The organism is Rhizobium sp. 05N430 (genome assembly GCF_056396985.1).
The window spans coordinates 487,807-514,657 of record NZ_JBFTMO010000003.1; the positions used below are offsets into that span (position 1 = coordinate 487,807).

Below are 26,851 nucleotides of genomic sequence, written 5' to 3' on the forward strand. Positions count from 1 at the left end.
ATCCCTTGTAATGACACAGACCAATTCCTAAACTTCGGGAGAACAGAGGGAATGACCGAATGAACAAGCCGCTTTCCGCCCATGACGCCCTGATCTACGTGATGGTGATGGCCTCCGCCGTCGACAGCACGATGAACGACCGGGAGATGGAGCGTATCGGCCAGCTGATCGGCTTTCTGCCGGTCTTCCGGGATTTCGATGATGACAAGCTGATCCCGATCGCCCGCGACTGCGCTTCGCTGCTTTCCGGCCCCGAGGGACTCGATGTGGTGCTGGAGACGGTCAAGGATACGCTGCCAGCAAAGCTCTACGACACCGCCTATGCGCTGGCCGTCGAAGTGGCGTCGGCCGACCTTTCGGTCAAGGCCGAGGAATTGCGCCTTCTCAGCATGCTGCGCGACCGACTGGGTCTCGACAAGCTCACCTGCGCTGCCATCGAGCGCAGCGCGATCGCCCGCTTCCGCAAGGGCTAATAGAGACCATTCGGGAAATAACGCAGGTAGATTTCCTGCAGGCGGCCGTTGCGCGACAGTGCCGCGAGAGCGTGATCGAGTGCAGCCGTCAGGATAGCATCGTTCCGGCGCAGCATGATCGTCATCCCCTCGCCCAGGAACTGCTCCGACGGATAGGGGCCGTCGAACAGCGAGCAGCATTTTGCCGATGCCTGTGACGACACCCAGAAGGAAAGCTGCAGCGCGTCGGCGAAGGCAGCATCTACCTTGCCGTCTTTCAGCGCCGTCAGCAGCGCTTCCTTGTTGTCGAACGGCACCGCCTTGATGGCCGGGAAATAGGCGGCGAGCATCGCTTCATGGACAGTCGACTTGACGACGCCGACTGGCTTGCCCGCCAATGCCGCTGCCGTATCGCCCTTGATCTCTGCCTTGCCGTTTCGGGCAAAGCGGGCCGGAAGCATCAGATAGGGCCGTGAAAATGTGAACTTGCCGCGCAGATCCGGCGTCACCGCCAGGCCTGCGATAACCGCGTCGCCCTGCGACGCTGCAAGCGCCTCCGCAAGATCGGCGAAGGGCAAGGCCTGGATTTCGCATTTATCCGCAATCTCGAGTTCATTGCAGATATCGCGTGCCAGATCGACATTAAAACCCGACAGCTTTCCGTTTTGATCGGTAAAGTTGAACGGTGGAAAATCCACGGATGTCAGGAATCGCAGCCGCACCAGCGATGAGAGGTCCGGCTTGGCAAGGCGCTCGCGGGAATCGAAAAGTAGCGGCAGAGAGGGCGAGGCCTGCTGCGCCCCGGCCGTCACAGGAAAAAATACAACCAGCGACAACCAAAAAGTTAACAATCCCTTAAAAGCTAGGGATGCAATTGAGGATTGTGTCATTACTATCCAGCCTCGGATCAGGGGCAGGGTGTCGCCGCTTCGGTGAAGGTGTATCAGAGTCATGCGTATCGGGGAATATGCGCCGGGCGGCGCCATCGACCGCCTGCGAACAAATCACAGCCAGAATGACCGGGTCGTCCTTGAGATTGAGGACGATGAGCTTTTCCGCACAGAGGCTCGCGTGCTGCAGGAACTTGGCATCGGGAAACCGATGATCGCTGAGGCCGCCGGACTGGCGCGGCAAAACGGGACGACGATCGAGCAAGAACTGCTGTCCAGCGGCTGGATTCTTGCCGAGAACTATTATGCCGGATTGGCGCGGTTGCTCCGGCTGGAATTTATCGACCGGCTAAATCCGGAACTCATTCACGACAGTGATGTCCTCGATACGCAGCTTATCGAGACCAAGGTTCTCAAGCTCCAATACCTGCCGCAGCATGCCCATGCGATTGTGCCGCAAGCCCGGCAGATTCCAGCCCTGCAGGCGCGGCTGGCCGCCCGCCCGGATTTGCGCGAGCAGCTGCTGATTACGACCCCGGCGGAGATGCGCCGGGCGATCTGGGAACGTGGCGCCCAGCGACGGGTAAAGCAGAGCGTTAATACGCTTTTCGAGCGCGACCCGGATGTGAGCGCGCGTATCGTGCTGCTTGGAAAGCAGGGTTTCATTGCCGGTGTAGCCGTGACGGCCCTTGCTGCTGGAATTCTGGCGAATGCAAATGTCTTGCTCGTAGCGCATATCTTCGTTTCGCTATTCTATCTGGCATCGATGCTGATCCGCTTCATGGCACTCAAGAAACCGGTGCCGCGTTTCAATCTCCGAACAGCAGATGGTGATCCGCTGCCTGTCTATACGGTCATGGTCGGTCTCTACCGTGAGGCGGCGGTCGCCGAGCAGCTGATCACCTGTCTCAAGCGGCTGAATTGGCCGGTCTCGAAACTCGATATCAAGCTCGTCTGCGAGGCTGACGATAGCGAGACGATTGCAGCGCTGAAGGCGCAGGCACTCGGCACGCAATTCGAAATCATAGAGGTTCCGCCTGCCCGGCCGCGAACGAAGCCAAAGGCGCTGAACTATGCGCTCGCTTCTGCACGCGGCGAGCTGCTCGCCGTTTACGATGCCGAAGACCGGCCGCATCCGGACCAGCTGCGCGAGGCCTATGCGACCTTCCGGGCTTCCCCTGATGACGTCGTCTGCCTGCAGGCGCCGCTGATCATCGCCAATGCCCGCGACTCCTGGATATCGGCTGCGTTTGCGCTCGAATATTCCGCGCTCTTCCGCATGCTGTTGCCGATGCTGGCCCTGATGCGCCTGCCGATGCCGCTCGGCGGCACCTCAAACCACTTCAAGACCAGCATCCTCAAAGAAACAGGTGGCTGGGATCCGCACAATGTGACCGAGGATGCCGACCTCGGCATGCGGCTTTACCGCAGGGGATATCGCTGCGGCGTGCTGAGTTCCCAGACGCTGGAAGACTCGCCTGTCACTGCCGCGACCTGGCTTCACCAGCGCACCCGCTGGTTCAAGGGCTGGCTGCAGACGTGGCTGGTGTTGATGCGCGATCCCGCGCTGCTTATGCGGGAGATGGGCCCCGCGGGCTTTGCGGTGTTTCAGTTGCTGATCGCCGGAATGCTTTTGTCTGCGCTCGCGCATCCGTGGATGCTGTTCTTCATAAGCGCGGCTTTGCTCGACCTCGCCGAACGAAACAGCGAGAAAGATCTGGTCCACTGGATCCTGCTTGCCGTCGATAGTTGCAATGTCATCGCTAGCTACGTGCTTTTCGTCCTGCTTGGGCGCAAGGCAATGACGCGCTGGGAGCGCCGGGCGCTCAGGATGCGCTGGCTGGCATTGCCGCTTTATTGGCTGATGCTCTCGGCGGCTGCGTGGCGTGCCGTCTGGCAGCTTCGCAGCAATCCGTTTTTCTGGGACAAAACCCCGCACGTGCCCTGCCGGAAACCTGCATAGACCGCCCGGGCCATTTGCCCGCCGCGCATTGCTTGCCATCTTTTCTGTGGTTTGCCCCGCGGCGTTAGGGCAGCATTAAGCAATCTGGATTCTTATCGCCGGCGACGACACCGGCCCCCTCCCGCCGCTTGCATGATGCGCGCTGTCGAGCCTCTCCGAGGTATTTCGGAATGCCGCAAGAACCGCAGCAGATTTCGCTGAGTTTCACACATTGATTTCAAACGCGCTGCGGCAAGCAACAGGCCGCGCCGAACGCAACGGGCTTTTTCCATGCTCAAACATCTGAAAATCCGGACCAAGATCCTTTCCGTCATTGCGCTTCTCGGCGTGATCACCGTCGCCGGCGTGGGATATATCATCTCCGAATTCCTCCGCGCCGACGCCAATTACAGTGCCTTCATCGATCATGAGGCACTGGCGGCCATGCAGGGCTCGCGCGCAAGCGCCTCGCTGATTTCCTCTGTGCTTCAGACAACTACGCTCTCGAACATGAAGCCGGATACGCCTGCCTTCAAGACGGCTCTGTCGGTGCCCAGCAAGATCCCGCAGGCCCGCGACCGTCTGCAGCAGGCCTCCGATCTGGTTCCAGCGCGCAAGAGCGCGATCGATGAGCTCCTGAAGGGTATCGACGAAATCGAAGCCCTGTCGGCGAAAGTCGTCGAAGCTGGAAAATCCGGCGACATGACCAGCGCCCAATTGGCAGCTGTCATGATGACGACAAAGCTGAACGCCCTGACACCGAAAATGACCGCCAACAACGACGCGATGATGTCGATGCTCAACGACGGCGGCGATGCGCTCTCCGTTGCCGTTCGCACGCGGATCAACATCTGCCTCGCCGTCATTGCCGCATCGATCGCCGGTGCGATGGCGCTGGGCTTCTACATCGCCCAGGCAGGTATTGCCGGGCCGATGGTGCAGCTGCGCGAGCGCATGACAATGCTTGCCGAAGGAGAGACGGAGCGTGACGTGCCCGGCCTCGACCGCAGCGACGAAGTCGGCCAGATGGCCGCAGCACTTGCGGTCTTCCGCGACAACGCCCTCGAGCGCAAGCAGATCGAGGCGCACGCCGAGAGCGAGCGCAATCTCAGCGACAACGAGCGCCGCCAGCGCGAAGCCGAAAAGATCCGCGAAGCCAACGAACTCGCCCGCACCGTGGACGAATTGGCAAATGGCCTGAAGCGCCTGTCATCAGGCGATCTCGTCGCCCATATCGAGACTCCTTTCCCGGAACATCTCGAAGGCCTGCGCGCCGATTTCAACAGCTCGGTCAGCAAGCTCAACGGCACGATGAATGCCGTCGGCGCCAATGCCCGCGCCATCGGCGCCGGTGCCAACGAAATCCGCTCCTCGGCCGACGAGCTGTCGCGCCGCACCGAACAGCAGGCGGCCTCCGTCGAACAGACGGCCGCAGCGCTCGAGCAGATCACCACGACGGTGAGAGATGCCGCCCGCCGCGCGCAGGAAGCCAGCGAACTGGTGACCCGCATGCGCAGCGGCGCCGAAAAATCCGGCGCCATCGTGCAAAAGGCGGTCGGCGCAATGCAGCAGATCGAGCAGTCGTCGGTGGAAATCGGCAACATCATCGGCGTCATCGACGACATCGCCTTCCAGACCAACCTGCTGGCCCTCAATGCAGGTGTCGAGGCGGCGCGTGCCGGGGAAGCCGGCAAGGGCTTTGCGGTCGTTGCCCAGGAAGTCCGTGAACTCGCCCAGCGTTCCGCCAATGCTGCCAAGGAAATCAAGGCGCTGATCACCAATTCCGGCACGCATGTGCAGACCGGTGTGGCGCTTGTTGGCGAGACCGGGAAGGCGCTGGATGCGATCGTCCAGGAAGTGCAGGAGATCAACCAGCACGTCCACGCGATCGCCGAGGCCGCGCGCGAGCAATCGACCGGCTTGCAGGAGATCAACACGGCCGTGAACACCATGGACCAGGGCACGCAGCAGAATGCCGCGATGGTCGAGGAAAGCACCGCCGCCAGCCACAGCCTGGCAACCGAAGCGGCATCGCTGAACAACCTTCTTTCAGAGTTCAGGCTGACCGGAACCGGTGGCTTCGCCGCCGCTGCGCCCGCCTCACATTCCGCTCCCCGCCCGGCCGCAGCACCCCGCCCAGCACCGGCCCGCGCAGCCAACCCGCGCCCGGCCTCGATCCGCGTCGCCAACGAAGGAACCGCAAGGCCCGCCGCATCACCGGCGCGTGCACTCGGCCAGAAACTCGCCAGCGCCTTTGGCAAGAGCAGCCCGGCGGCGGAAAGCAAGGAAGCCGACTGGACGGAGTTCTGAGCAACCGGAAATCAAAACGTCAAATGAGCGGCTCCGGCCGCTCATTTCATTTTCAATGTAGGGAAAACTGGAGCGGCTGAAGGGAATCGAACCCTCGTATTCAGCTTGGGAAGATTCGAGAACATTAAGCGAAATCAAAGCGGCGTTTCACTACTACCGGCCCTCGCCTAACATGTCTGGCGAGGGTTTGAAACGCCAGATCGGGCTTTAACGCCCCCTTAAGCACAACGATTTGAAATCATACCTTGGCTTTACCAGGGAAGACCGCTGCATCTTGTATGTCATAAGCTTTTTGATTTATGAAATCAGCAGTGTGTAAGGGGACAGGCAATAAAATGAAAATGGAAGACGCGCTGCTCGCAAACAGGCAGTTGGTTGACGAGATCGGAGCTAACGACGCATATCTATCGCGTCCTGGTCTTTTGGCGTCGCGCCTTTCGCTCCGATCAGCGGGGTGCCAACGATCGCCCTAGTCGTTGCCGACAGGCTTTGCTTCGATGCACTGACTTTCTGCGAAGTCGAACACGCCGCCACGTTCAGAGCACAGGCGACGACGAACGCGAGCTTGATCCGCTGCATTGCTCAATTCTCCGATTGCTTTGTTGGTGGCGGCGGTGGGATTTCCTACGACTCCAGATCGCGGCCGCGCGGTTCGGCCTGGGCAAGCCACACGAGAGCGTTCAGCGTCCCGTAGATGGGCAAATCAGGAGAGCGCCACAAAACGCTCCCAGACCAACCTTGATTGCATCTGCGATGCTCATCGGCGTTCAATTCTCAACCGCTAGGCGGATATCCTTGATCGCGCTGATCACCCATTTGCGGGCGATAAGGACGCCGATCGTCAGGACCGCGGCGAAACCGATGATGACGATGAGAGCGCGCCAGTCGAAACCAGCGAGCGCTGCAATGCCGAACCCGCCGCCGCCAAAGGCGCCAGACACCCAGCCAAGTAGATTGAACTTCTTCTTCACGGTCGCCTCCACAGCTTGAGGCACGACCTGCTTTTGCGTCGTCGCTCCGGAGAGCGCGAGGAGTGCCTTGTGTAAGGCCGCGCGCGTCTTCGGTCCCCGATCGCCATCGGCATCGAGGCCCGCCATTGCCTGAAACTGCCTGACCGCGTCAGGCGCGTAGCCGAGAACAGCGAGAGCCAGGCGGACATAGTGGTCAATCCGATCTGCAAGCCCGTTGATGCCGCCGTTGACTTTCTTGGTGATGGTCTCGATGTCCCCTGATCAGCCCAGCGATTGAGGCTGCGGCTGCTCCAATACCAGAGGGACGAGGCCCTCCCATGGATCGGTGTTGACCAGGTCGGGGTGCTTGATGAAATCCGGAGGATTGAAGCCGCGCTCCACACACCAGTCCTCGAACGCCAGATAGTTCGCCTTGCCGGTCAGCTGCATCGCCGTACGGAGCTTGCCGTCGCCATCGGCCGCCGGGCTGTTCCCGAGATCGGTGCACGTATCGTAACGGGCCTGCTGTGGCGTTGGTCTCCAGATCTCGCGATCGAAGCGGAAGTCGCCGCTCTCATGCATGATCTGGGCATAGAACTGGACCGCTCGATGGGGCCGGTCCATACCGAGATCCGCAGCATAGCGGTCAACGGCAACCAAAACCGAGCTCATATTCTGGGCATTGACATGGCCTTTTGCCGCAGCACGAAGCTGCTGCGCAGTTACCTGCACATTCATGAGATATGTCCAATGTTGATGGTAGTCAGGCGTCAAGCTAGTCTCGACTGCGTATTTCGCGTGTAGGGCGCGTCAGCACCGCAGGGGGTTGCTGCCATGCGGTTGTCATTTCGCACTACTTCGCGGTGTCCTTGGCTTAATTAACCCAAGGTCGGGCCGGCGCCACGAGCTCGATGGACCGCAGCGGCCAGGCGCGCGAAAGCACCCGGCGCCAGTTGGGGATGAGTTTCATGGGATGTCCTGATATGAAAAAATGGCCCGCAGAAGCGAGCCCCTGTGGTTGACGCAATTCGGCGCTTGCTGGCGAGCAGCCGTTTACGTATTACTCGCAGCTGCTAGGGGCATGGCCCGCAGTTGAGAGGTTTCATTGTCCAAGGCCAGTTCAGACATCGCCATCCGTGTGAACGGCGTTTCTAAATCGTTCCCGATGTTAACTTCTCCCGCGAAGCAAATGGCGCATTACCTGCTGCCTGTCGCAGCCGGTAAGGGAAAAAACGAATTTGTCGCGCTTGAAGGTATTTCATTCGATGTTCCTCGCGGCACTACCTTCGGCGTTATGGGCCGCAACGGCAGCGGCAAAAGCACGCTGCTGCAGGTTCTAGCAGGCATACTCACCCCGAACGCAGGTGGCGTTGAAGTCAACGGTCGCATTGCTGCGCTACTCGAGCTTGGATCCGGGTTCAATCCGGAGTTCACCGGGATCGAGAACGTGCAACTGAATGCAGCGATGCTCGGTCTATCCAAGAAAGAGATCGAAGCTAAGCTACCTGCCATTATTGACTTTGCGGAAATCGGCGAACATGTGAACCTGCCCGTGAAAACGTACTCTAGCGGTATGATGCTTCGACTAGCATTCGCCGTGCAGGTGGCCGTGAACCCCGATATCCTGATTGTTGACGAAGCCCTGGCCGTAGGTGACGCCCTATTTCAGTTGAAATGCTTCCGTCGCATCGAGCAATTGAAGAAGAACGGAACGACGATCCTGTTCGTGTCTCACTCCACTGAGCAGATTCGATCGCTGTGCGACAACGCTTTGGTACTCGAAGCTGGCAAGGTCGTTTTTCTCGGTGACGTGAAGTCGGCCACGATTAAGTATCTTGAAACGATTTTTCCCGAGGAGCATATGGGCACCTTCGGTGGATCTCAACATCAGCCGTCGATCGATCATTCGGAGGCTCTTGATGAGAACGGGGATATCGTCGTCAGTGACATTACGCGTTACGCAACAAAGACATTTGGGCTCGGTGGCGCGTCACTGGCACATTTGCGCATCATCGGCGCTGACGCCCACGGCAATCTCGTGGGCGGATCCAAAATAACTGCCATCGCCGACTTCAAGTGGGACCGAGAAGCCGTCGCCAAGATAGTCGAGTCAGATGGTGTTGAGCCAAACATCACTCTAGGGATCTCACTGGCAAATACGAAGGGTATCTATATTTTCGGCTTGAACGGGTTCGACAAGGATTTGCGGATCGACAGCAGAGAGCGGGACGGCACAACGCTCCGCTTCGAATTTGTGATGCCTTCGCTTGCAGAAGGTCAGTATTATCTCAGCGTGGCTATTGCTCTTGGAGACCTGCCGAAGCATGTGCAGTTGAGGTGGTACGACACATTCCTACCGATCCACTGCGCTCCCGACAAGCCGATTTTGGGGATGTTGGGCGTCAATACCACAATAGAACTCGTCACCGGAGGCACCCACGTATGAAAGCAGAACCGCAATCGACGGAGGGATGGGGGGCGCACCGAAGACGGGAGACTTCGGCTCGACATCATTGCAGGGGTCGGAGTCGTCGCGACTGGACCAAATACAGTTGTCCTGAAACTCGACTACAACAGCTCATCTCCGCAGACGTCCGGAAAGGGCAAAACCAAGCCTTCCACCGTCCAGATAGCAATGCCTTTGTCTTTGGCGAATGAACTGCAACGGATGATCGGCTTGGCCGTTGCCAGCGCGGCTATGCCGCCGAGCACATCGAAGAATTGACCGGAGTTTCTTTTGACAACACCTCTCGATAACCACGGCGAGCGCTTGGTCCCAGGCGAATCCCACGACACCAAAGAAACGATCAGGCACAAGAGCAGTTACCGCTTCTTCAAGGCGATTATCGAGGCCGACGTAGCGCGCGTGGGAAGCAGGCAGTTACGAATTCTTGACCTAGGCTGCGGTGTGGGCCATGGCAGCCGAACTCTGGCTGAAATACCTGATTGCCAGGTCGTTGGTATCGATGCCAGTGCTGACGCAATCGACTATGCGCAGCTGAATTACTCCGCTCCTAATATCAGCTTCTACGCGGCGACGGCTCAAGAGTATCAAAAAGCCGGCGAGGCTTTTGACTACATCGTTTCTCGTCACGCGCTCGAGCATATCCCCGGTGGGCTTTCACTCGCCCTTCAGTTCAGATTTTCCAGCCGGCTGATCGTAAACGTCCCGTATCTCGAGCCCGCACATGACGAGGATGATCGCGAGACCAATCCTCACCACGAGCTGAACGACATCTCCGAGAAGGATTTTGCAGCTTACCCTCACCGGGAGTTTTTTTACGAGGACTTGGCGGGACAGACGAAGATTGATCCGGAGAGTGCGAATTCGATTATCTGCGTTTCCAACGCATCGGATCTCCCGCCCATCTCATCGTTGATACAGCTCCCATTCGAACCGTGGGCTCCCAACAGGCTCGAGCAGATCGGCCTGCGTTTTGACATTGAAATTGCTAAGGTAAAGGAAGAAGCGGCTGAAAATTACGATGCGCTCCAACTCCAATACGATGCATTGAAAGAGCAACACCAGCTTCTTCTCGACCGCAGATCTGTTAAAGCAGCACTAAAACTCGCTGCATTTCTCTCCAATTTCAAATAATGCGGCTTTTAAAAGCAGAACTTTAAAGGCATCGATGTGACCGACTTCAATCCGCTCGTCTCGATTGTGATCCCTGTCTATAACGGGTCAAATTTCCTTGCCGAGGCCATCGACTCTGCTCTCGCGCAGACCTACCAGAACCTTGAAATCATCGTTGTAAACGACGGGTCGACGGATGGCGGAAAGACAGAAGCTGTAGCGCACCGATACGGGAATAAGATCCGCTATATCGCGCAGGAAAACGGCGGGTGCGGCGCCGCTTTGAATACCGGAATCTCGCACATGCGAGGTGAATACTTCTCCTGGCTTAGTCACGATGATCTCTACTTGCCGAACAAAGTGGAGCACCAAGTGGCCCACCTTGCGAAGATAGATGACAAGACCACAATCGTCTATGGCGGCTACCAACTCATCAAAGAGAATGGCAAGCCGATGACGCAGGTTTTGCCTCATAATGTCGCGGGAATCAAGAAGCTGAATACGCCGCTGTTCCCGGTCCTTCGTGGACTACTGAACGGCTGCGCCATGCTGATTGCGAAAGAGTGCTTCGAACGCGTCGGGCCTTTCGATCCGACTCTGAAGACGACGCAGGACTATGCCCTCTGGTTCAAGATGGCCCGTTGCTGCCGGTTCTCATATGAGCCAGAGATTTTGATCAAGAGTCGCGTTCATCCAAACCAGGGTACGACCTCAATACCCAGCCGCAACGACGAGGCGAATGAACTCTGGATCGATATGGTGCGGTCCGTTTCGCCCGACGAGGCAATCGGGGTAGACGATAGTCCGTTCCGTTTCTACCGCAACACTGCCGATATCATGAAGGGTGCCAACCTCACTGACGCGGAGCGTTTCTGCACCTCTCTAGCCGATGAGATTTTGACCACAGTCAAGGTGTCGATCGTCATCCCGTTCTTCAACCGGATCGAATGGACAAAAGAAGCCCTTGCCAGCGCTCGGGCACAGACACATCAGAACATCGAGATATTGTTGATCGACGACGGATCGACCGACGACGTTACCGACTTGAAAGCCGCTGCATCTGAGGACCAGCGAGTCCGATACGTTTTCACGCCAAATAGTGGAGCCGGCGCTGCTAGAAACCGAGGCGTGGCGGAGGCTACCGCTGCCTACGTGGCGTTTCTCGACTCTGATGACGTCTTTGTTCCTGAGAAGGTGCAACAACAGCTTGGGGCGATGTTGCAAAAAGGCGTTCGTTTCTCTCACACATCGTATTCAACGATGTGTGAGAGCGGTGTGGCCAATACTGATATTGCGCCCTCGGGCCGCTTCTCCGGTAACGTCTACCCGAAGATTATCGATCAATGCCCGATTGCGATGCCTACCGTGATGGCCACCAAGGAGTTATTGGCCCGACATCCATTTCCATCCACCATCTCGTATGGTGAGGACATCTGCACCTGGATAGACATCGCAGCTGAGACAGAGGTTCTTGGACTTGACGCGCCGCTCTCCCGCATTCGCGTCATGCCGACCAGTGCGTCAGTAAGCCAGGCAAAAGCTGTGTTGGGGCATCTCAACATCGCGTCCTATGTCGCCGCCCACGACGACCACGGTAAGAATGCTGAAAACCTCAAAGGCATCATACTCGCGGCTGCGGTCAAACTTGATCCCAAACTCGAGCGACTGATACTACCCAAGCCGAAGTTGAAGGTCATTGTGTGGGGCTATGTGCGGGGAAAGCTTGCTAAGGTCACGATATTGCACCGCTTGGTCGTCACTATCAGACCCTATGTCAGGAAGCTTCGCAGACTTGTCGCCTGATTTTGAACGCTGGCTGCAAACCTACCTGAGCGAGCGCAGCCGGTTTCGCAGTTTGGCAAAGTGCTGGTAAGCGAAGTTCAGAAAGTGCATCTTTCTGGCGTATAAATAGTAAAGCACTCTTGCGACTATGATAGGGAAAAAGTCTCGATTTTTGCGCCTGTACATCGCGATCGGCAAAATATAGCGGCCAAACGGAATCTCTCGCCAGCTATCGTTGAACAGCTTTTCCCATCGATTTCCCCACTCAGGCACAGTCGCGAACGCGTTTGAGTAGTACATGTATAATCTGGAAATCCCCAAGCGCGTGAACCTACGGTGATCCCTATCTTCTGCTTTTATCTTGACAACGTAATAAATTAGTTGTGTCCAAATGTCGTCAGGATCCAAGCCTCGCAGGGCGTTACCGCCGTGTGTCCTTATCGCGCAGGTCTCGGTGTCGATACCATCCACTCGGTAATCCCTTGATATGCGGCGCCACAAATCCGTGTCCTCGAAGCGGGTCTGATCTCTATCAAATCCCCCGACGTCCCGCACGGTTTCAGCCCGAACCAATACGGTCGGCAAAGCGATCGTTATCGGACGAAAAAAGGCGACTTTGTAGTAAATGTCACCAGACGCCCTCGCGTCGTATCGACCAGGCAGTTGGTTGCCGTTGTCATCGATGTGGGTTGCCGCGGTGTAGATCATTGCAACCTTCGGATTCTCCCGCATGTACTTGACTTGCATCTCCAGCTTGCCCGGCAAATAGAGATCGTCACTATCGTTGAAAGCAATGAACTCGCCTGTGGCGAAACTCAGGGCCATGTTTCGTGCGCTTGATCTCCCGATGTTAACACTAGGGTATACGCGAAGGCGTTTATCCTCAATTGTCGCCAAGACAGCCAACGTGTCGTCCGTGGAGCCATCATCCACCACCAAAACCTCAATGTCCTGAAATGACTGGTCCAGGACACTTCGAACCGCATCGAGAATAAAATGCGCGCGATTGTAGGTTGGGATGATGACGCTGACTGCTGGCATTGAACCCTCTCACGGTTGCACGATACCGATAGAGGATTGCACGGCTAGGTCAATCTCATCCGGGTGCCTTTACGCCAGTACATTAGCCCCAGTCCCTGAATTGGTACCACTCGACGAAACGTCCTGAATGCGGCTGATCCCACATGCGGCAATCCAGTTTCGCGGGCCAACCAATGATAGCTGGGTCGTGCCGGTAAGGTGAACACCATACGATGCGTCGCCGATCGGCGTAACGCCATCTGGACCGGGCTGCCCGGAGCCTCCGACGATCGTGTTATAGCTGACGTCGCACATGTAGCAGCTGGCAAGAGTTACCTCACCCTTGACCACGCTGCCCCCCGTGAATTCGCCGAGATAAGCTGGATGTTCGCACCAGTTGCGATTGACGATCGCCTGACCGCAGGCCTCAAGGTAGATTTGTCCGTTTCTCGATGTCAGGTTGTTGTCCTCAATAACCAACTGCCGCGCACCAGAAACCTGTTTGCAATTGATCGCGACACCCGTGCCGTCGTTGATAGCGTTTTTCTGGATTGTGATGCTGTCGCCAATATAATTCCCAACGATGCCCCCGTTCGGGCCACAGGTCATCTTGCAAAGCTCGATTAGACCGGTGAAGAAGCCATCCGGGAATGCTATCGCATTATCTAAATATATCGACCTCGATCCCCATTTCTTCGTGAGGTCCATATGAATGCCGCTGATACCCCAGCCAGCCATGTAACCATCTGCATGGGTCTGCTCGAAGTGGATGCCATTGGTACCGCCGCCGGAAAGAGCGGGTTCGATGGAGAAATTTCGCAGGATGGTCCCAACATTCCAGGCCGGGACGGCAACATAGATGCCCGCTGCAGCGCCAGTTACTACGAGTTTACTGTCGGCTCCGGATCCTTCCAGCACCAACTTTCCCGTGACGGATATGCCCGAGACTTGGTAGGTCTTAGCAGGCAGCAATACTGGACCAGCCGCGAGCGCAGCTTCCAATGCCGCCTTGTTAATGGCCGGATCTGCGCCTGACCCACCGACAGCCTTTAGGGGGAAATCGATACGCAGAGAAGTTCCGGAAGGTTCGCGATGCTGCCGGCGTTCCCAGTAACGTATGGTCCATGGACACGCGAGCGGGAGCTGTTTCCGAAACAGTCGAGGCTACTGGATCGTTGAAACTAGCAAGCGATCTCGCCACCCATACGACCGAAAAATGACGAAAAAGTACAGCTGCGGCGACGGGCTCGAAACCAGCCGCGCGATTGCCAAAGCACGAGCCGACTCGCGCAAGTGAAACGCCGATATACTTAAGTTATTGAAGTTGCTGGAGCGGGTGAAGGGAATCGAACCCTCGTATTCAGCTTGGGAAGCTGCTGCTCTACCATTGAGCTACACCCGCATGCCTGAAGCCTTCCAACAGATGGGAGGCGGTGTCAAGGCGGTCAGATGCGGAAGTGTTTCGACAGCTTGAGGCCCTGGGCCTGATAGTTGGAGCCGAGGCCGGAGCCGTAGAGGCTTTCGGGTTTTTCCAGCATGTGCTCGTAGATCAGGCGGCCAACGATCTGGCCGTCTTCGAGGATGAAGGGGACCTCGTGGCTGCGCACTTCGAGAACGGCGCGGCTGCCGCGACCGCCCGCCGGTGCGTGGCCGAAGCCCGGGTCGAAGAAGCCGGCATAGTGGACTCGGAATTCGCCAACCAAGGGGTCGAAGGGCGTCATCTCAGCGGCGTAATGCGGGGGCACGTGCACGGCTTCGCGCGAGACGAGGATATAGAATTCGTCCGGGTCGAGGATCAGCTCGTTGCGGCCGCGGCTATAGAGCGGCTCCCAGAAATCGAAAATGTCGTGCTGGGCCTTCTTGTCGACATCGACGACGGCGGTGTGGTGCTTGCCGCGATAGCCGATCAGGCCTTCCTTGTCGCCTGCGAGATCGATCGATAGGGCAATGCCGCCGCCTGAGACATTCGGCTTGGCGCTGGCCACCAGCGTCTCGCTGTCATGCAGCGCCTGAAGGTCCGGTTCGCCGAGAATGGAATGGCCGACACGGAAGCGGATCTGCGACAGGCGCGAGCCGCGGCGCACGACGATCGGGAAAGTGCGCGGGCTGATTTCGAGATAGAGCGGGCCGGAATAGCCGGCCGGGATCTTGTCGAATTCCTGGGCGTAATCAGTGATGACGCGGGTGAAGATATCGAGGCGGCCGGTGGAGCTCTTCGGATTGGCGGAGGCCGACATGTCGGCAGGCAGATCGACACGCTCCATCAGGGGAACGATATAGACGCAGCCGGTTTCGAGGACAGCCCCTTCGGAGAGGTCGATGACATGCAGGCTCAGGCGATCGAGCTTGTCCGACACCAGATGCGAAGGGCCAGGCATGAAGCTGGCGCGCACCCGGAACGCCTTGGCGCCGAGGCGCAGATCGAGGCTTGCCGGCTGGATCTGGTCACGGTCGAGTTCCCGTTCGGAGATCAGTCGGCCGGTCTCAAACAACGCGGCAATGGCACGGTCGGCCAAAATTCCAGTTTCGCGAGCCATCATGCTCCATCCATAGTTCGTGGCCGACAAAACCAAATACGGGGAATTGACGCAAGCAGCTAACGGCAGTATTGCAGCTTTATCCCGTGGTGATTTGGCCGGTCGGCTTGCAGCCACGTTAAATAAGTGGCTAAAAAGACCGGGTATGAAACCGGTCTGCTTTTGCGGCCGGTTTTTTTTGTTTTTGAGGTGATGGCATGAGCAAGTCCTGGCGCCCTGCAACCCAACTCGTTCACGGAGGCACTCTGCGCTCGCAATATGGCGAGATGTCGGAGGCAATCTACCTGACGCAAGGCTTCGTCTACGACACGTCGGAGGCGGCCGAGGCCCGCTTCAAGGGCGAGACCGAAGGCTTCATCTACGCCCGCTACGGCAGCCCCACCAACGACATGTTCGAGAAGCGCATGTGCGCACTCGAGGGTGCGGAAGATGCACGCGCCACGGCCTCCGGCATGGCCGCCGTCACCGCTGCAATCCTCTGCCAGCTGAAGGCTGGCGATCATATCGTTGCGGCCCGCGCCCTCTTCGGCTCCTGCCGCTGGGTGGTCGAGACGCTGGCGCCGAAATACGGCATCGAATGCACGCTCGTTGACGGCCGATACCTGGAAAACTGGGAAAAGGCGATCACGCCGAAGACCAAAGTGTTCTTCCTGGAAAGCCCGACCAACCCGACACTCGAGATCGTGGATATCGCCGGCGTTGCCAAGCTCGCCAACCAGGTCGGCGCCAAGGTCGTGGTCGACAACGTCTTTGCGACGCCGCTCTTCCAGAAGCCTCTGGAGCTCGGCGCTCACATCGTCATCTATTCGGCGACCAAGCATATCGACGGCCAGGGCCGCTGCCTCGGCGGCGTCGTGCTCTCCGACAAGGCGTGGATCGACGAGCACCTGCACGACTACTTCCGCCATACTGGCCCGGCCATGTCGCCGTTCAACGCATGGACGCTCCTGAAGGGCATCGAGACGCTGCCGCTGCGTGTGGCCCAGCAGACCAGGAATGCCGCAAAGATTGCCGATTTCCTGGCCGAGCAGAAGCAGGTTGCCCGCGTCATTTATCCCGGCCGCAAGGACCATCCGCAGGCCGACATCATCGCCAAGCAGATGACCGGCGGCTCGACGCTGGTCTGCTTCGAGCTGAAGGGAGGCAAGGAAGCTGCCTTCAAGCTGCAGAACGCACTCGATGTGGTGACGATCTCCAACAATCTCGGCGATACGCGCAGCCTGATCACGCATCCGGCGACGACAACGCACAAGAACCTCTCGGATGAGGCGCGTGCCGAACTCGGCATTTCGGCCGGCACCGTGCGTCTTTCGGCAGGCATCGAAGATACCGACGATCTGCTTGAAGATTTCGCCCAGGCTCTGTCGAAGATCCCGGCTTAAGCAGTAAGCCGCCGGACTTGCCGGTCCGGCGGCCCGCCCCACCTAAAGCTTCAGTCAGCTCTGCTTTATTAGAGTCATTAACTTTGAATGTTAGGATTAACAATCAAAACGGCGTGCAATCGCCTGTATTTGGCTGATGATACGGTGGCATTTCTTGACGGAGCCAATGCCGTATAAGATACGAGTAAGATATCCCGACTAAGGTGTAAGGCATGTACCGGGCCCTCACACGCGATATAGAAGTTGTTGTCGAGCCGTTTTATCTGGAGGAGCAATCCGATCCGGACGACGATCGCTATGTCTGGGGATACCGCATCGTCATCAGCAACAATTCCGGCCTATCGGTCAAACTCGTCAACCGTTACTGGAACATAACGGACCAGAACGGTGTGGTCGACGAGGTAACGGGACCTGGAGTCGTCGGCGAGCAGCCACGGCTGGAGCCCGGCGATACCTATGAATATTCGTCCGGCTGCCCGCTCGATACGCCATCGGGGCTGATGTTCGGCCATTACCAGATGGAAACGGACGAAGGCGAGCTCTTCGATGTCGAGATACCCGCCTTCTCCCTGGATTCGCCCGGCCTTCTCAGAGTGCTGAACTGACCGTCATTCGGCCGGCTGCAGTTCCGCCGGCTCGAAACGATAGGTGGTCGAGCAGAATTCACAGGTTACGGCGATCTCGCCGTTTTCCTGGCTGGCCTCGATTTCCTCGACCGAAAAGCCCTTCAGAACGCCGCCGATCTTTTCACGCGAACAGCTGCAGCGGTCATAGACCTGCTTGGCCTCGAAAACCCGCACGCCGCGTTCATGGAACAGGCGATAGAGAAGCCTCTCGGTTCCGACCAGCGGATCCGTCAGCTCGTCGGCGTCGATGGTCTCGACCATGGCGCGGGCTTCTGCCCAGGCATCGTCTTCCTTGACGCCCGCCGCGAGCTCGTCGCCATCCCCGCCATGCAGGTCCGGCTGGCGCATGCGCTCGGGCGCTTCCGGCAGGAACTGAGCGACAAGCCCCCCTGCCCGCCAGCGATGCCGCGGTTTGCCGCTGCTGTCGCGGTCGAGAAGTTCGGCAGCCGCCAGACGGACACGCGTCGGGATCTGCTCCGACTGCCGGAAATAGACACCGGCGATATCCTCGAGCGAGGTACCGTCGAGTTCGACGATGCCCTGATAGGGCTGGCTAAACTTACCCTGATCGATGGTGAAGGCCAGCACGCCCTTGCCGAGCAGCTGCTCAGGTTCGGTCTGCCCGGCGGCGATCGCCTGATCGAGCAGCGCCTGATCGAAGCGTGCATAGGCGCGTACGTTCTCGGGTGTGGCAAAATCGGCAACAAGCAGGTCGACCGGGCCATCGCCCTTGGTCTGCACCGTGAACTTGCCTTCGAATTTCAGCGACGTGCCGAGCAGAACCGTCAGGACCACGACTTCGGCCAGAAGCCGGGCGACGGGTGCGGGATAGTGGTGGCGCTCAAGGATGGCGTCGAGCATCGGGCCGAGCTGGACGGCGCGGCCACGCACATCCAGGCCTTCGACCTGAAAGGGGACGACGTGATCATCGCCGGCGAAATGAAGCTCGTTGAGAGCGGCGGCTGTGTCTGCCATGGTCTTACTCCTAGTCGTCAGAGCGGCAGACCAAGCTGTCTTCCCGCTCGCGCGGCCACCAGGCCATCAGGCCGGATGTGGCGTCCAATATGGTTCAGATCGCGCCCAGGCACCATGCAAGAATCGACTTCTGCGCATGAAGACGGTTTTCCGCTTCATCGAAGACCACGGATTGCGGGCCATCGATCACATCGTCCGTCACTTCCTCACCACGATGGGCCGGCAGGCAATGCATGAACAATGCATCCTTGCCTGCTTTCGCCATCAAAGCCTGATTGACCTGATAGGGCTGGAAGACGTTGTGACCGCGAGCCCGATGTTCCTGATTCATGGAGACCCAGGTATCGGTTACCACGCAATCGGCGCCTTCGACCGCACGGTCGGCATCATGGCTGAGCATGATTTCGGCGCCCTCATTGCGGGCCCAGTTCAGATAGTGATCCTTCGGCTCGGAACCAAGGGGGACAGCCATGTTCATGCGGTAGCCGAAACGGGCAGCTCCTTCGACCAGCGAATGCAGCACGTTGTTGCCGTCGCCGGTCCAGGCGATCGTCTTGCCCTTGACCGGGCCGCGATGCTCTTCGAAGGTCATGATGTCGGCCATGATCTGGCAGGGATGCGTATCGTCCGTCAGTGCATTGATCACCGGTACCGTCGCGTGTTCGGCAAGTTCCAGCATCCGGTGATGCTCGGTCGTACGGATCATGATCGCATCAACATAGCGCGACAGAACCTTGGCCGTGTCGCCGATCGTCTCGGCGCGGCCGAGCTGCATCTCGGTGCCCGAGAGGAACAGCGTCTCACCGCCCAGCTGGCGCATGCCGACGTCGAAGGAGACGCGCGTCCGGGTGGAGGGCTTTTCGAAGATCATCGCCAGCATCTTGCCGGCCAGCGGCTTGTCGCCCTTGCCTGCTTTGAACGCCTGCTTGCGCAGCATCGCGTCGTCCATGATGACGCGCAGATCGGCAGAGCTCATCGCCGAAAGATCGAGGAAGTGTTTGGGGGAAGCCATGTCGTCCTTACCTGTTTGCCCCGGAAGGCATCTATCCGTTCAAGCCGTCTTCTTGGCCTTCGATGCGCGAATGCTTTCGGCAGCCTGCTCAATGCGGGCAAGACCCTCGCGGGCCTCCTCGGCAGTGACGACCAAAGGCGGCAGCAGGCGCACGACGTTGTCGCCGGCGGGAACGCCGAGCAGATGCGCGCCGCGGATGGCAGCCAGGAGCTCCGTCGAGGGGACAGCAGCCTTGATGCCGAGCAACAAACCTTCGCCGCGGATATCCTCGATGACGTCGGGATAACGATCCTTGAGCGACGCGAGGCCCTGGCGGAAGACCAGAGCCACATCACGGACATGTTGCAGGAAGCCTTCGGCAAGGACGATGTCGAGTACGGCGCCGCCGACGGCCATGGCCAGCGGATTGCCGCCATAAGTCGAACCGTGGGTGCCGGCCTTCATGCCGGACGCAGCGTCCGCCGTTGCCAGGCAGGCGCCGAGCGGGAAGCCGCCACCGATGCCCTTGGCGACAGCCATTATATCAGGGGTCACGCCGGACCACTCATAGGCAAAGAACTTACCGGTACGGCCGACGCCGGTCTGGACCTCGTCGAGAATGAGCAGCAGGCCCTTCTCGTCGCAGAGCGCGCGCAGCGCCTTCATGAACTCGGTGGTCACCGGGCGAATGCCACCCTCGCCCTGAACCGGCTCGATCAGAATGCCTGCGGTCGCATCAGTGATTGCGGCGCGGACGGCGTCGATATCACCGAAGGGCACCTGGTCGAAACCCGGCGCCTTGGGGCCGAAGCCTTCCAGATACTTCTCCTGCCCGCCGGCAGCGATCGTTGCCAGCGTCCGGCCGTGGAAGGCGCCTTCGAACGTGATGATATGGAAGCGCTCGGGATGGCCCTTCGAATACTGGTAGCGGCGTGCGGTCTTGATCGCGCATTCCAGGGCTTCCGCGCCTGAATTGGTGAAGAACACCTTGTCGGCGAAAGTCGCCTCCGTCAGCCGCCTGGCGAGCTTTTCCTGCCCGGGGATTTCATAGATGTTGGACAGGTGCCAGACCTTGTCGGCCTGTGCCTTCAGGGTATCCACGACATGCGGATTGCTGTGGCCGACCGAGGTCACCGCGACGCCGGCACCGAAATCCAGATATCGTTCGCCAGTTTCGGTGATCAGCCACACGCCTTCACCTCGCTCGAACCGCAATGGGGCACGAGAATAGGTATCATATAGCGGCGCGGCTTCAGCCATGGCGCGGTCTCCTGTCAGCGTTACGGGCAACCGGACTCCGGCTAAAAAACCAGGTCCGAAAAATTAAAAATGCCGCCTTTCGGCGGCGACTGGCACTATTTACTTTTCGCACTGCAATGTCAACAAAACTGCGGCTTTCGTGGCTTCTGAGAGACGCTCAAGCAATGTCGCGTTTTATCAACAGCTAATGTTGCAGAAATGACTCTCAGGGGAAGCAAGTTGGGGAAAACCCCGAATTCGATTCATCCGGATTCCTGCGACTCTTGTCACGGAGTCAGCCTCACACTAGGTTAAAACTCAATTACTAGACTGCATGCGGCGGAACTAGTCACCAAAATTAGTCAAGCGTTTCTTGTGCCGGATTCGTTCGGGGCAAACAGTGAGGGATTCTGCCTTCGCAACGCTTAAACGGCGGAGACACAGGGCATGAACTGGACAGACGAGCGGGTCGAGAAACTCAAGAAACTGTGGTCCGAAGGGCTGAGCGCGAGCCAGATCGCTGCCCAGCTTGGCGGCGTCAGCCGTAACGCCGTTATCGGCAAGGTTCACCGTCTGGCGCTGCCGGGCCGTGCGAAGGCCGGCGGCAACGCCACGGCTGCCCGCGCTCCCAAGCGTACGGCGGCAGCACCCCGCGCCCCAACCTACGCATCGCGTCTGGCGACGACCCGTACGGTCACCCGCCAGCAGGGCGCGACGATGCTGAAGGAAGAGATCGAGATCGACGTCATGGAGGAGATGGAATACCGTCCCGCCAAGAACGTGATCGTCCCGATTTCCCGCCGTCTCGGCCTGACGGAGCTCACCGAGCGCACCTGCAAGTGGCCGGTCGGCGATCCCTTGAAGGACGATTTCCACTTCTGCGGCTGCGAAAGCCCGGATTCTTCGCCTTACTGCACCTACCACCAGCGCCTGGCCTACCAGCCGGTCAACGAGCGCCGCAGGGCAGCGGCACGGGCAAACTGAGCCGGGTAAGCACAAACGAAAAACGGGCCTTACGGCCCGTTTTTTTGTGTCCCATACCTGAGAGCTTCAAGCTTCCATCGAATATCCAGCGCCGCGAACGGTGCGGATGACATCCTGCATGTTGGAGAAGTTCAGCGCCTTGCGCAGACGGCCGACATGGACATCGACGGTGCGCTCGTCGACATAGATGTCGTGACCCCAGACGCCATCCAGAAGCTGCGAGCGCGAGAAGACGCGGCCGGGAGAGGCCATCAGGAATTCCAGCAGGCGAAACTCGGTCGGTCCGAGACGGACTTCGCGGGTCTTGCGATGAACGCGGTGCGTCTCACGGTCGAGTTCGATATCGCCGCATTTCAGCACGGTCGAGAGAACTTCGGGCTTGGCGCGGCGCAGCATCGCCTTGACGCGAGCGACGAGCTCGGGCGTCGAGAACGGCTTGACGACATAGTCGTCGGCACCGGTCGAGAGGCCGCGAACGCGTTCGCTTTCCTCGCCGCGCGCCGTCAGCATGATGATCGGCAGACGCTCGGTCTCCGGGCGCATGCGCAGCCGACGGCAAAGCTCGATGCCTGATACGCCAGGCAGCATCCAATCAAGGATAAGAAGGTCCGGCGTCCGCTCCTGAAGGCGGATTTCCGCCTCATCGCCGCGCAGGATGGTGTCGACCTCGAAACCTTCGGCTTCGAGATTGTAACGAAGAAGCACGCTCAGTGCTTCTTCGTCTTCAACGACTGCAACTCTCGGGATCATTCTGTTCTGTCTCCTGAGGCCCGGTCCGGATATTATTCCGTGACCGCGCCGACGGTGTTGGCGGTGTCGTCCTTCGGACGCTCGCCCTCCGGCTGGGCGCCGGTCGCCATGTAGTAGATGGTTTCTGCGATGTTGGTGGCGTGGTCGCCGATGCGTTCGATGTTCTTGGCGCAGAACAGCAGATGCGTGCAGCTGGTGATGTTGCGCGGATCTTCCATCATGTAGGTCAGGAGCTCGCGGAACAGCGAGGTGTACATCGCGTCGATTTCCTCGTCGCGCTCGCGGATCGACTTCGCCTTGTCGGCGGCGCGCGTCGTGTAAACGTCGAGCACTTCCTTGAGCTGGACGAGCGCCAGTTCGGAGAGATGCTCCAGGCCGCGGCCGAGCTTGCGCGGAACGCCGGTGCTCTGCACGGCGATGACGCGCTTGGCGGTGTTCTTGCCGAGATCGCCGACGCGCTCGAGGTCGGCGGCGATGCGGATCGAACCCATGATCTCGCGCAGGTCCGACGCCATCGGCTGGCGGCGGGCGATGGTGACGATCGCCTTGTCGTTGATCTCGCGCTCGGCGTGATCGAGGATCACGTCGTCGGAGATGACCTTCTGCGCCAGTGCGCCATCGCCGTTGACCAGCGCGCGCACAGCGTCGGAGACCATCTGTTCCGCCAGGCCGCCCATTTCGGAAATGCGGCGGGTCAGGAACTTCAGATCTTCGTCATATGCAGAAAAGATATGTGTCGATGCCATGGGAAATGTCCTTGAGTGTCTCTATCGGAAGTCGTGACGCCAAAGATCAGCCGAAGCGGCCCATGATGTAGTCCTGGGTGCGCGGATCGTCCGGATTGGTGAACATCTTGTCGGTGTCGTTCTCCTCGACGAGGTTGCCGAGGTGGAACATGGCGGTGCGCTGCGAGACGCGGGCCGCCTGCTGCATGGAGTGCGTCACGATGACGATCGTGTAGCTTTCGCGCAGCTCGTGGATCAGCTCCTCGACCTTTGCCGTGGCGATCGGGTCGAGCGCCGAGCAGGGTTCGTCCATGAGGATGACTTCGGGGCTGACGGCGACGGCGCGGGCGATGCAGAGACGCTGCTGCTGACCGCCGGAGAGGCCGGTGCCGGATTCATGCACACGGTCCTTGACCTCGTTCCAGAGACCGGCGCGCTGCAGGCTGGTCTCGACGATCTGGTCCATGTCGGCTTTCGACTTGGCGAGACCGTGGATGCGCGGGCCGTAGGCGACGTTTTCATAGATCGTCTTCGGGAACGGGTTCGGCTTCTGGAACACCATGCCGACGCGGGCGCGAAGTTCGACGACGTCGATATCCGGATCGTAGATATCATCGCCATCGAGCGTGATCTTGCCGGTGACGCGGCAATTGTCGATCGTGTCATTCATACGGTTCAGGCTGCGCAGGAAGGTGGACTTGCCGCAGCCGGACGGACCGATGAGCGCAGTCACGGTGTTTTCGCGGATGTTCAGCTTGACGTCGAAAAGCGCACGTTTCTCGCCGTAATAGACCGAAACGTCCTGGCCGATCATCTTGTAAGGGATGCTGTTCATCTTCTGGTCCAGAGCCTTCTCAACTGCTGCTTCTGTCAACATGTTCATGGGTTTCTACTCCGTTTACCAGCGGCGCTCAAAGCGACGGCGCAAGAGGATGGCTCCGATGTTCATGACGATTAGGAACAGGAGCAGGACGATGATGGCACCCGAGGTACGCTCCACGAAGGCGCGTTCGGCTTCGTTGGCCCACATATAGACCTGGACCGGAAGTGCCGTGGACGGATCGAGCGGCGTGGTCGGCGCATTGGCAACGAAGGCGACCATGCCGATCAAGAGAAGCGGCGCGGTTTCGCCGAGCGCATGCGCCAGGCCGATGATGGTACCGGTCAGGATGCCCGGCATGGCAAGCGGCAGAACGTGGTGGAACACCATCTGCATCTTCGATGCGCCGAGACCGAGGGCGGCCGAGCGGATCGACGGCGGCACAGCACGAAGCGCAGCACGCGTGGCGATGATGATGGTCGGCAGGGTCATCAGCGTCAGCACCAGACCACCGACAAGCGACGCGGAGCGCGGCAGGCCCATGAAGTTGATGAAGACGGAGAGGCCGAGCAGACCGTAAACGATCGACGGAACGGCAGCGAGGTTGTTGATGTTGACCTCGATCAGATCGGTCAGCTTGTTCTTCGGCGCAAACTCCTCGAGATAGATCGAGGCGGCGACACCGATCGGCAGAGCAAGAACCAGAACGATCAGCATCAGGTAGAGCGAGCCGATGAGCGCAACGCCCAGGCCCGCTGCTTCCGGACGGCTGGAATTGCCATTGACGAACAGGCCTGTGTTGAACTGCTTGAAGAGAGCACCGCTCGCCTTAAGCTCGTTCATCCAGCCGACCTGCTTGTCGTTCACCTTGCGGTTCTTCTCATCGACGCTGAGGTCGATCTGGCCCTTGCTGGCGCTATCGATATTGGCGTCGGCAAGCACCGTGACATTGACCGTCTTGCCGATGATCGACGGGTCGGAAACGACCATGTCGCGCAGCTGGATCGGCGCACCCTTGGAGAGCATGGCCGAAGCATCGCGGACGTCAGGACGGCTCGCGGCGTTGACATTCAGCTGCTTGACGATGGCGTCACGCAGCAGGGCACCGTAGTTGGCGGAGACGAGAACCGACGGATCGGTCGCACGCTTGTTGCTCGGGTCGATCGTCTTTTCGGTGAATTCCACCGGAAGCGTGATCGCCGTCTGCTGGAAGGCGGTATAGCCTTGGCGGATGACCGTCGAGAGCAGGATCGCCAGGAAGATCAGGCCAAAAGAGATGGCAGCGATGCCATAGGCCTGGAAGCGGCGTTCTGCGGCATAGCGGCGCTTGATGCCGATGTCGCGGCGTGCCGGAGCCTTGGAGACAGTGATGCCTGCAACGGGAGAAACAATATTCGTCATTCGTACTGCTCCCGGTATTTGCGCACGATGTAGAGCGCGTAGATATTGAGGCAAAGCGTGATGAAGAAGAGCGTAATGCCGAGCGCGAAGGCGACCAGCGTCTGCGGCGAGGTGAACTCGAGGTCACCCGTCAGCTGATTGACGATCTTGACCGTCACCGTCGTCATCGGCTCGAACGGATTGATCTGGATACGGGCGGCAACACCGGCCGCAAGCACGACGATCATGGTTTCGCCGATGGCGCGCGATGCGGTCATCAGAAGCGCGCCGACGATCCCCGGAAGAGCGGCCGGTAGTACGACCTTCTTGATGGTTTCGGAGCGCGTTGCGCCGAGGCCGAGCGAACCGTCACGCAGCGCACGCGGCACGGCGGTGATGATATCGTCGGACAGCGAGGACACGTAAGGGATCAGCATGATGCCCATGACGATACCGGCGGTCAGAACGCTCTGTGCCTGGATGAAGTTCGTGTAGTCGCCGGTCAGGAGACCGCTGACCTGCGAGGAGAGATCGCGCAGGAACGGGCCGACGGTGACGAGCGCGAAGAAGCCGTAGACGATGGTCGGGATACCGGCCAGAACTTCGAGCAGCGGCTTGGCAAGCGAGCGAATTTTCGGCGAGGCGTATTCGGCCATGTAGATGGCGGCGAAAAGGCCGACCGGTACGGCGACCAGCATGGCTACGGCGCCGATATAGAGCGTGCCGAGCAACAGCGGGATCAGGCCGAACTGACCGAAGGACGAGCTGCCGGCACCCGCGAAGCGCGGATCCCAGACGGTGCCGAAGAAGAAGTCTGCGGCGGGAACGCTGGCGAAGAAGCGAATGGCTTCAGACAACATCGACAGAACGATGCCGATGGTCGTCAGAATGGCGATCGACGAAGACAGCAACAGACCCCATAGCATGACGCGCTCGACGCGGTTCCGGGCCCTGAAGCGCGGCTTGACGCCGCGCAGGGCGTAGAGCGCGCCGCCGACAGCAAGTACGAGCACGATGGCGCTCATGATGAGACGGCTGGAGGCGCTTTCGGCATTCAGCAGCTTGGCGGCATCGAGCATGTAGGGCTGCGGCTCACCGGCGAGCGGAACGCCCTTCTCGTTGAGCTTAGCCTGAACCGCCTTGGTGTCGGAACCGACTGCCGTGACTTCTTCCGGTGTCAGCAGGTTCAGGCCGCGGCCGACGGTCGCGACCATGCTGTAGCTCAGATCCTGCTCGGCAGTGGTCTTCGCCTTTACATCGTCGGGAAAGGATTTGCGGACGGTGGATTCGATGATGCCTGGGCTGGCGGCGAGCCAGACACAGAGAACGATCAGGGCCGGAAGGATGGCCCAGATGGCGGCATAAGCGCCGTAATAACCCGGCCGCGAATGCAGCACGGAAGACTTGCCCCCGGCAAGTGCCGTGGCCCGGCTGCGGGCGGCCACATAGGCCAGCGCGCCAAGCACCACGAGACACAAGAGTATAATGGATGTGCTCATTCTTTACGTCCCCAGGCGCT

At 59.3% G+C, this 26,851-nt stretch carries 24 protein-coding genes, 1 tRNA gene and 1 riboswitch; of the genes, 9 read left to right on the plus strand and 16 right to left on the minus strand.

Translation table 11 applies throughout. The annotated features are described in order from the left end of the window. Positions 1-59: 59 nt before the first annotated feature. Positions 60-473, plus strand: a complete 414-nt coding sequence (locus tag AC1DJO_RS09850; protein ID WP_112387497.1) for a tellurite resistance TerB family protein — start codon at positions 60-62, stop codon at positions 471-473. Here the strand turns inward: AC1DJO_RS09850 and AC1DJO_RS09855 are convergent. After that, positions 470-1,342: a transporter substrate-binding domain-containing protein gene (locus AC1DJO_RS09855; RefSeq protein WP_112387496.1), complete on the minus strand. Its 873-nt coding sequence runs from the start codon at positions 1,340-1,342 to the stop codon at positions 470-472. The two genes, AC1DJO_RS09850 and AC1DJO_RS09855, sit on opposite strands and share 4 nt — an antisense overlap. A 61-nt stretch (positions 1,343-1,403) precedes the next feature. Between AC1DJO_RS09855 and AC1DJO_RS09860 the strand changes: the two genes are divergently transcribed. After that, positions 1,404-3,305, plus strand: coding sequence for a glycosyltransferase family 2 protein (locus AC1DJO_RS09860; protein ID WP_477970167.1), 1,902 nt, complete (start codon positions 1,404-1,406; stop codon positions 3,303-3,305). 270 nt (positions 3,306-3,575) lie between these two features. Further along, on the plus strand, positions 3,576-5,594 hold the full coding sequence (locus AC1DJO_RS09865) for a methyl-accepting chemotaxis protein (RefSeq protein WP_477970169.1): 2,019 nt from the start codon (positions 3,576-3,578) through the stop codon (positions 5,592-5,594). Positions 5,595-5,984: 390 nt separating this feature from the next. Here the strand turns inward: AC1DJO_RS09865 and AC1DJO_RS09870 are convergent, their stop codons facing one another. The 3 genes from AC1DJO_RS09870 to AC1DJO_RS09880 form a co-directional block, all read right to left on the minus strand. After that, the gene (locus AC1DJO_RS09870) at positions 5,985-6,173 is read right to left on the minus strand and encodes a hypothetical protein (RefSeq protein WP_477970171.1); all 189 of its coding nucleotides are present in this window, start codon (positions 6,171-6,173) and stop codon (positions 5,985-5,987) included. Positions 6,174-6,361: 188 nt separating this feature from the next. Further along, a complete protein-coding gene (locus tag AC1DJO_RS09875; RefSeq protein ID WP_477970173.1) occupies positions 6,362-6,691 on the minus strand; it encodes a hypothetical protein in 330 nt (109 codons plus the stop codon). A 135-nt stretch (positions 6,692-6,826) separates the two neighbouring features. Continuing rightward, positions 6,827-7,318: a hypothetical protein gene (locus AC1DJO_RS09880; RefSeq protein ID WP_477970175.1), complete on the minus strand. Its 492-nt coding sequence runs from the start codon at positions 7,316-7,318 to the stop codon at positions 6,827-6,829. 331 nt (positions 7,319-7,649) lie between these two features. Between AC1DJO_RS09880 and AC1DJO_RS09885 the strand changes: the two genes are divergently transcribed. The 3 genes from AC1DJO_RS09885 to AC1DJO_RS09895 all read left to right on the plus strand — a co-directional run bounded on the left by AC1DJO_RS09885 (position 7,650) and on the right by AC1DJO_RS09895 (position 11,924). After that, positions 7,650-8,990 (plus strand): ABC transporter ATP-binding protein, encoded by a 1,341-nt coding sequence (locus tag AC1DJO_RS09885; RefSeq protein ID WP_477970177.1) that lies wholly within the window; start codon positions 7,650-7,652, stop codon positions 8,988-8,990. A 291-nt stretch (positions 8,991-9,281) separates the two neighbouring features. Next, positions 9,282-10,142 carry a class I SAM-dependent methyltransferase gene (locus AC1DJO_RS09890; RefSeq protein WP_477970179.1) on the plus strand — a complete coding sequence of 287 codons (861 nt, stop codon included), beginning with the start codon at positions 9,282-9,284 and terminating at the stop codon, positions 10,140-10,142. 36 nt (positions 10,143-10,178) lie between these two features. Continuing rightward, the gene (locus AC1DJO_RS09895) at positions 10,179-11,924 is read left to right on the plus strand and encodes a glycosyltransferase family 2 protein (protein ID WP_477970181.1); all 1,746 of its coding nucleotides are present in this window, start codon (positions 10,179-10,181) and stop codon (positions 11,922-11,924) included. Between the two features lie 21 nt (positions 11,925-11,945). Here the strand turns inward: AC1DJO_RS09895 and AC1DJO_RS09900 are convergent, their stop codons facing one another. The 4 genes from AC1DJO_RS09900 to AC1DJO_RS09915 all read right to left on the minus strand — a co-directional run bounded on the left by AC1DJO_RS09900 (position 11,946) and on the right by AC1DJO_RS09915 (position 15,463). Next, entirely contained in the window at positions 11,946-12,944 is a 999-nt protein-coding gene (locus tag AC1DJO_RS09900) for a glycosyltransferase family 2 protein (protein WP_477970183.1), read from the minus strand. 69 nt (positions 12,945-13,013) lie between these two features. Beyond that, entirely contained in the window at positions 13,014-13,925 is a 912-nt protein-coding gene (locus tag AC1DJO_RS09905; protein ID WP_477970185.1) for a hypothetical protein, read from the minus strand. Between the two features lie 326 nt (positions 13,926-14,251). Continuing rightward, positions 14,252-14,325 (minus strand) — tRNA-Gly (locus AC1DJO_RS09910). A gap of 43 nt (positions 14,326-14,368) precedes the next feature. After that, the gene (locus AC1DJO_RS09915; protein WP_477970187.1) at positions 14,369-15,463 is read right to left on the minus strand and encodes a 2'-deoxycytidine 5'-triphosphate deaminase; all 1,095 of its coding nucleotides are present in this window, start codon (positions 15,461-15,463) and stop codon (positions 14,369-14,371) included. Positions 15,464-15,536: 73 nt separating this feature from the next. Further along, a riboswitch (SAM riboswitch) is annotated at positions 15,537-15,615 on the plus strand. Positions 15,616-15,657: 42 nt separating this feature from the next. On the opposite strand from AC1DJO_RS09915, the gene AC1DJO_RS09920 reads away from it, so the two are divergent. Next, the gene (locus AC1DJO_RS09920) at positions 15,658-16,842 is read left to right on the plus strand and encodes an O-succinylhomoserine sulfhydrylase (protein WP_310293145.1); all 1,185 of its coding nucleotides are present in this window, start codon (positions 15,658-15,660) and stop codon (positions 16,840-16,842) included. A gap of 212 nt (positions 16,843-17,054) precedes the next feature. Next, the gene (gene apaG, locus AC1DJO_RS09925) at positions 17,055-17,447 is read left to right on the plus strand and encodes a Co2+/Mg2+ efflux protein ApaG (protein ID WP_112385358.1); all 393 of its coding nucleotides are present in this window, start codon (positions 17,055-17,057) and stop codon (positions 17,445-17,447) included. 3 nt (positions 17,448-17,450) lie between these two features. Here the strand turns inward: apaG and AC1DJO_RS09930 are convergent, their stop codons facing one another. From AC1DJO_RS09930 to AC1DJO_RS09940, 3 genes are all read right to left on the minus strand, one after another. Continuing rightward, positions 17,451-18,443 carry an Hsp33 family molecular chaperone gene (locus tag AC1DJO_RS09930; protein ID WP_477970189.1) on the minus strand — a complete coding sequence of 331 codons (993 nt, stop codon included), beginning with the start codon at positions 18,441-18,443 and terminating at the stop codon, positions 17,451-17,453. Between the two features lie 94 nt (positions 18,444-18,537). Continuing rightward, positions 18,538-19,455 (minus strand): ornithine carbamoyltransferase, encoded by a 918-nt coding sequence (gene argF, locus AC1DJO_RS09935; protein WP_112385356.1) that lies wholly within the window; start codon positions 19,453-19,455, stop codon positions 18,538-18,540. A 39-nt stretch (positions 19,456-19,494) separates the two neighbouring features. Continuing rightward, positions 19,495-20,694 carry an acetylornithine transaminase gene (locus tag AC1DJO_RS09940; RefSeq protein WP_477970191.1) on the minus strand — a complete coding sequence of 400 codons (1,200 nt, stop codon included), beginning with the start codon at positions 20,692-20,694 and terminating at the stop codon, positions 19,495-19,497. 426 nt (positions 20,695-21,120) lie between these two features. Here AC1DJO_RS09940 and AC1DJO_RS09945 point away from each other — a divergent pair, with 426 nt between their 5' ends. Further along, complete coding sequence (locus tag AC1DJO_RS09945) at positions 21,121-21,657, plus strand: GcrA family cell cycle regulator (protein WP_112385354.1); 537 nt, start codon at positions 21,121-21,123, stop codon at positions 21,655-21,657. A gap of 66 nt (positions 21,658-21,723) precedes the next feature. On the opposite strand, the gene phoB is transcribed toward AC1DJO_RS09945, so the two are convergent. From phoB to pstC, 5 genes are read right to left on the minus strand one after another with little or no spacing between them, the layout of a single operon-like run. After that, the gene (gene phoB, locus AC1DJO_RS09950) at positions 21,724-22,407 is read right to left on the minus strand and encodes a phosphate regulon transcriptional regulator PhoB (RefSeq protein WP_112385353.1); all 684 of its coding nucleotides are present in this window, start codon (positions 22,405-22,407) and stop codon (positions 21,724-21,726) included. 32 nt (positions 22,408-22,439) lie between these two features. After that, positions 22,440-23,153 (minus strand): phosphate signaling complex protein PhoU, encoded by a 714-nt coding sequence (gene phoU / locus AC1DJO_RS09955; RefSeq protein WP_112385352.1) that lies wholly within the window; start codon positions 23,151-23,153, stop codon positions 22,440-22,442. Between the two features lie 46 nt (positions 23,154-23,199). Beyond that, positions 23,200-24,015, minus strand: coding sequence for a phosphate ABC transporter ATP-binding protein PstB (gene pstB, locus AC1DJO_RS09960; protein WP_112385351.1), 816 nt, complete (start codon positions 24,013-24,015; stop codon positions 23,200-23,202). A gap of 15 nt (positions 24,016-24,030) precedes the next feature. Further along, complete coding sequence (pstA, locus tag AC1DJO_RS09965) at positions 24,031-25,353, minus strand: phosphate ABC transporter permease PstA (protein ID WP_477939077.1); 1,323 nt, start codon at positions 25,351-25,353, stop codon at positions 24,031-24,033. Beyond that, complete coding sequence (pstC, locus tag AC1DJO_RS09970) at positions 25,350-26,831, minus strand: phosphate ABC transporter permease subunit PstC (protein WP_477970193.1); 1,482 nt, start codon at positions 26,829-26,831, stop codon at positions 25,350-25,352. Before pstC ends, pstA begins: the two co-directional genes overlap by 4 nt. Positions 26,832-26,851 lie beyond the last annotated feature (20 nt).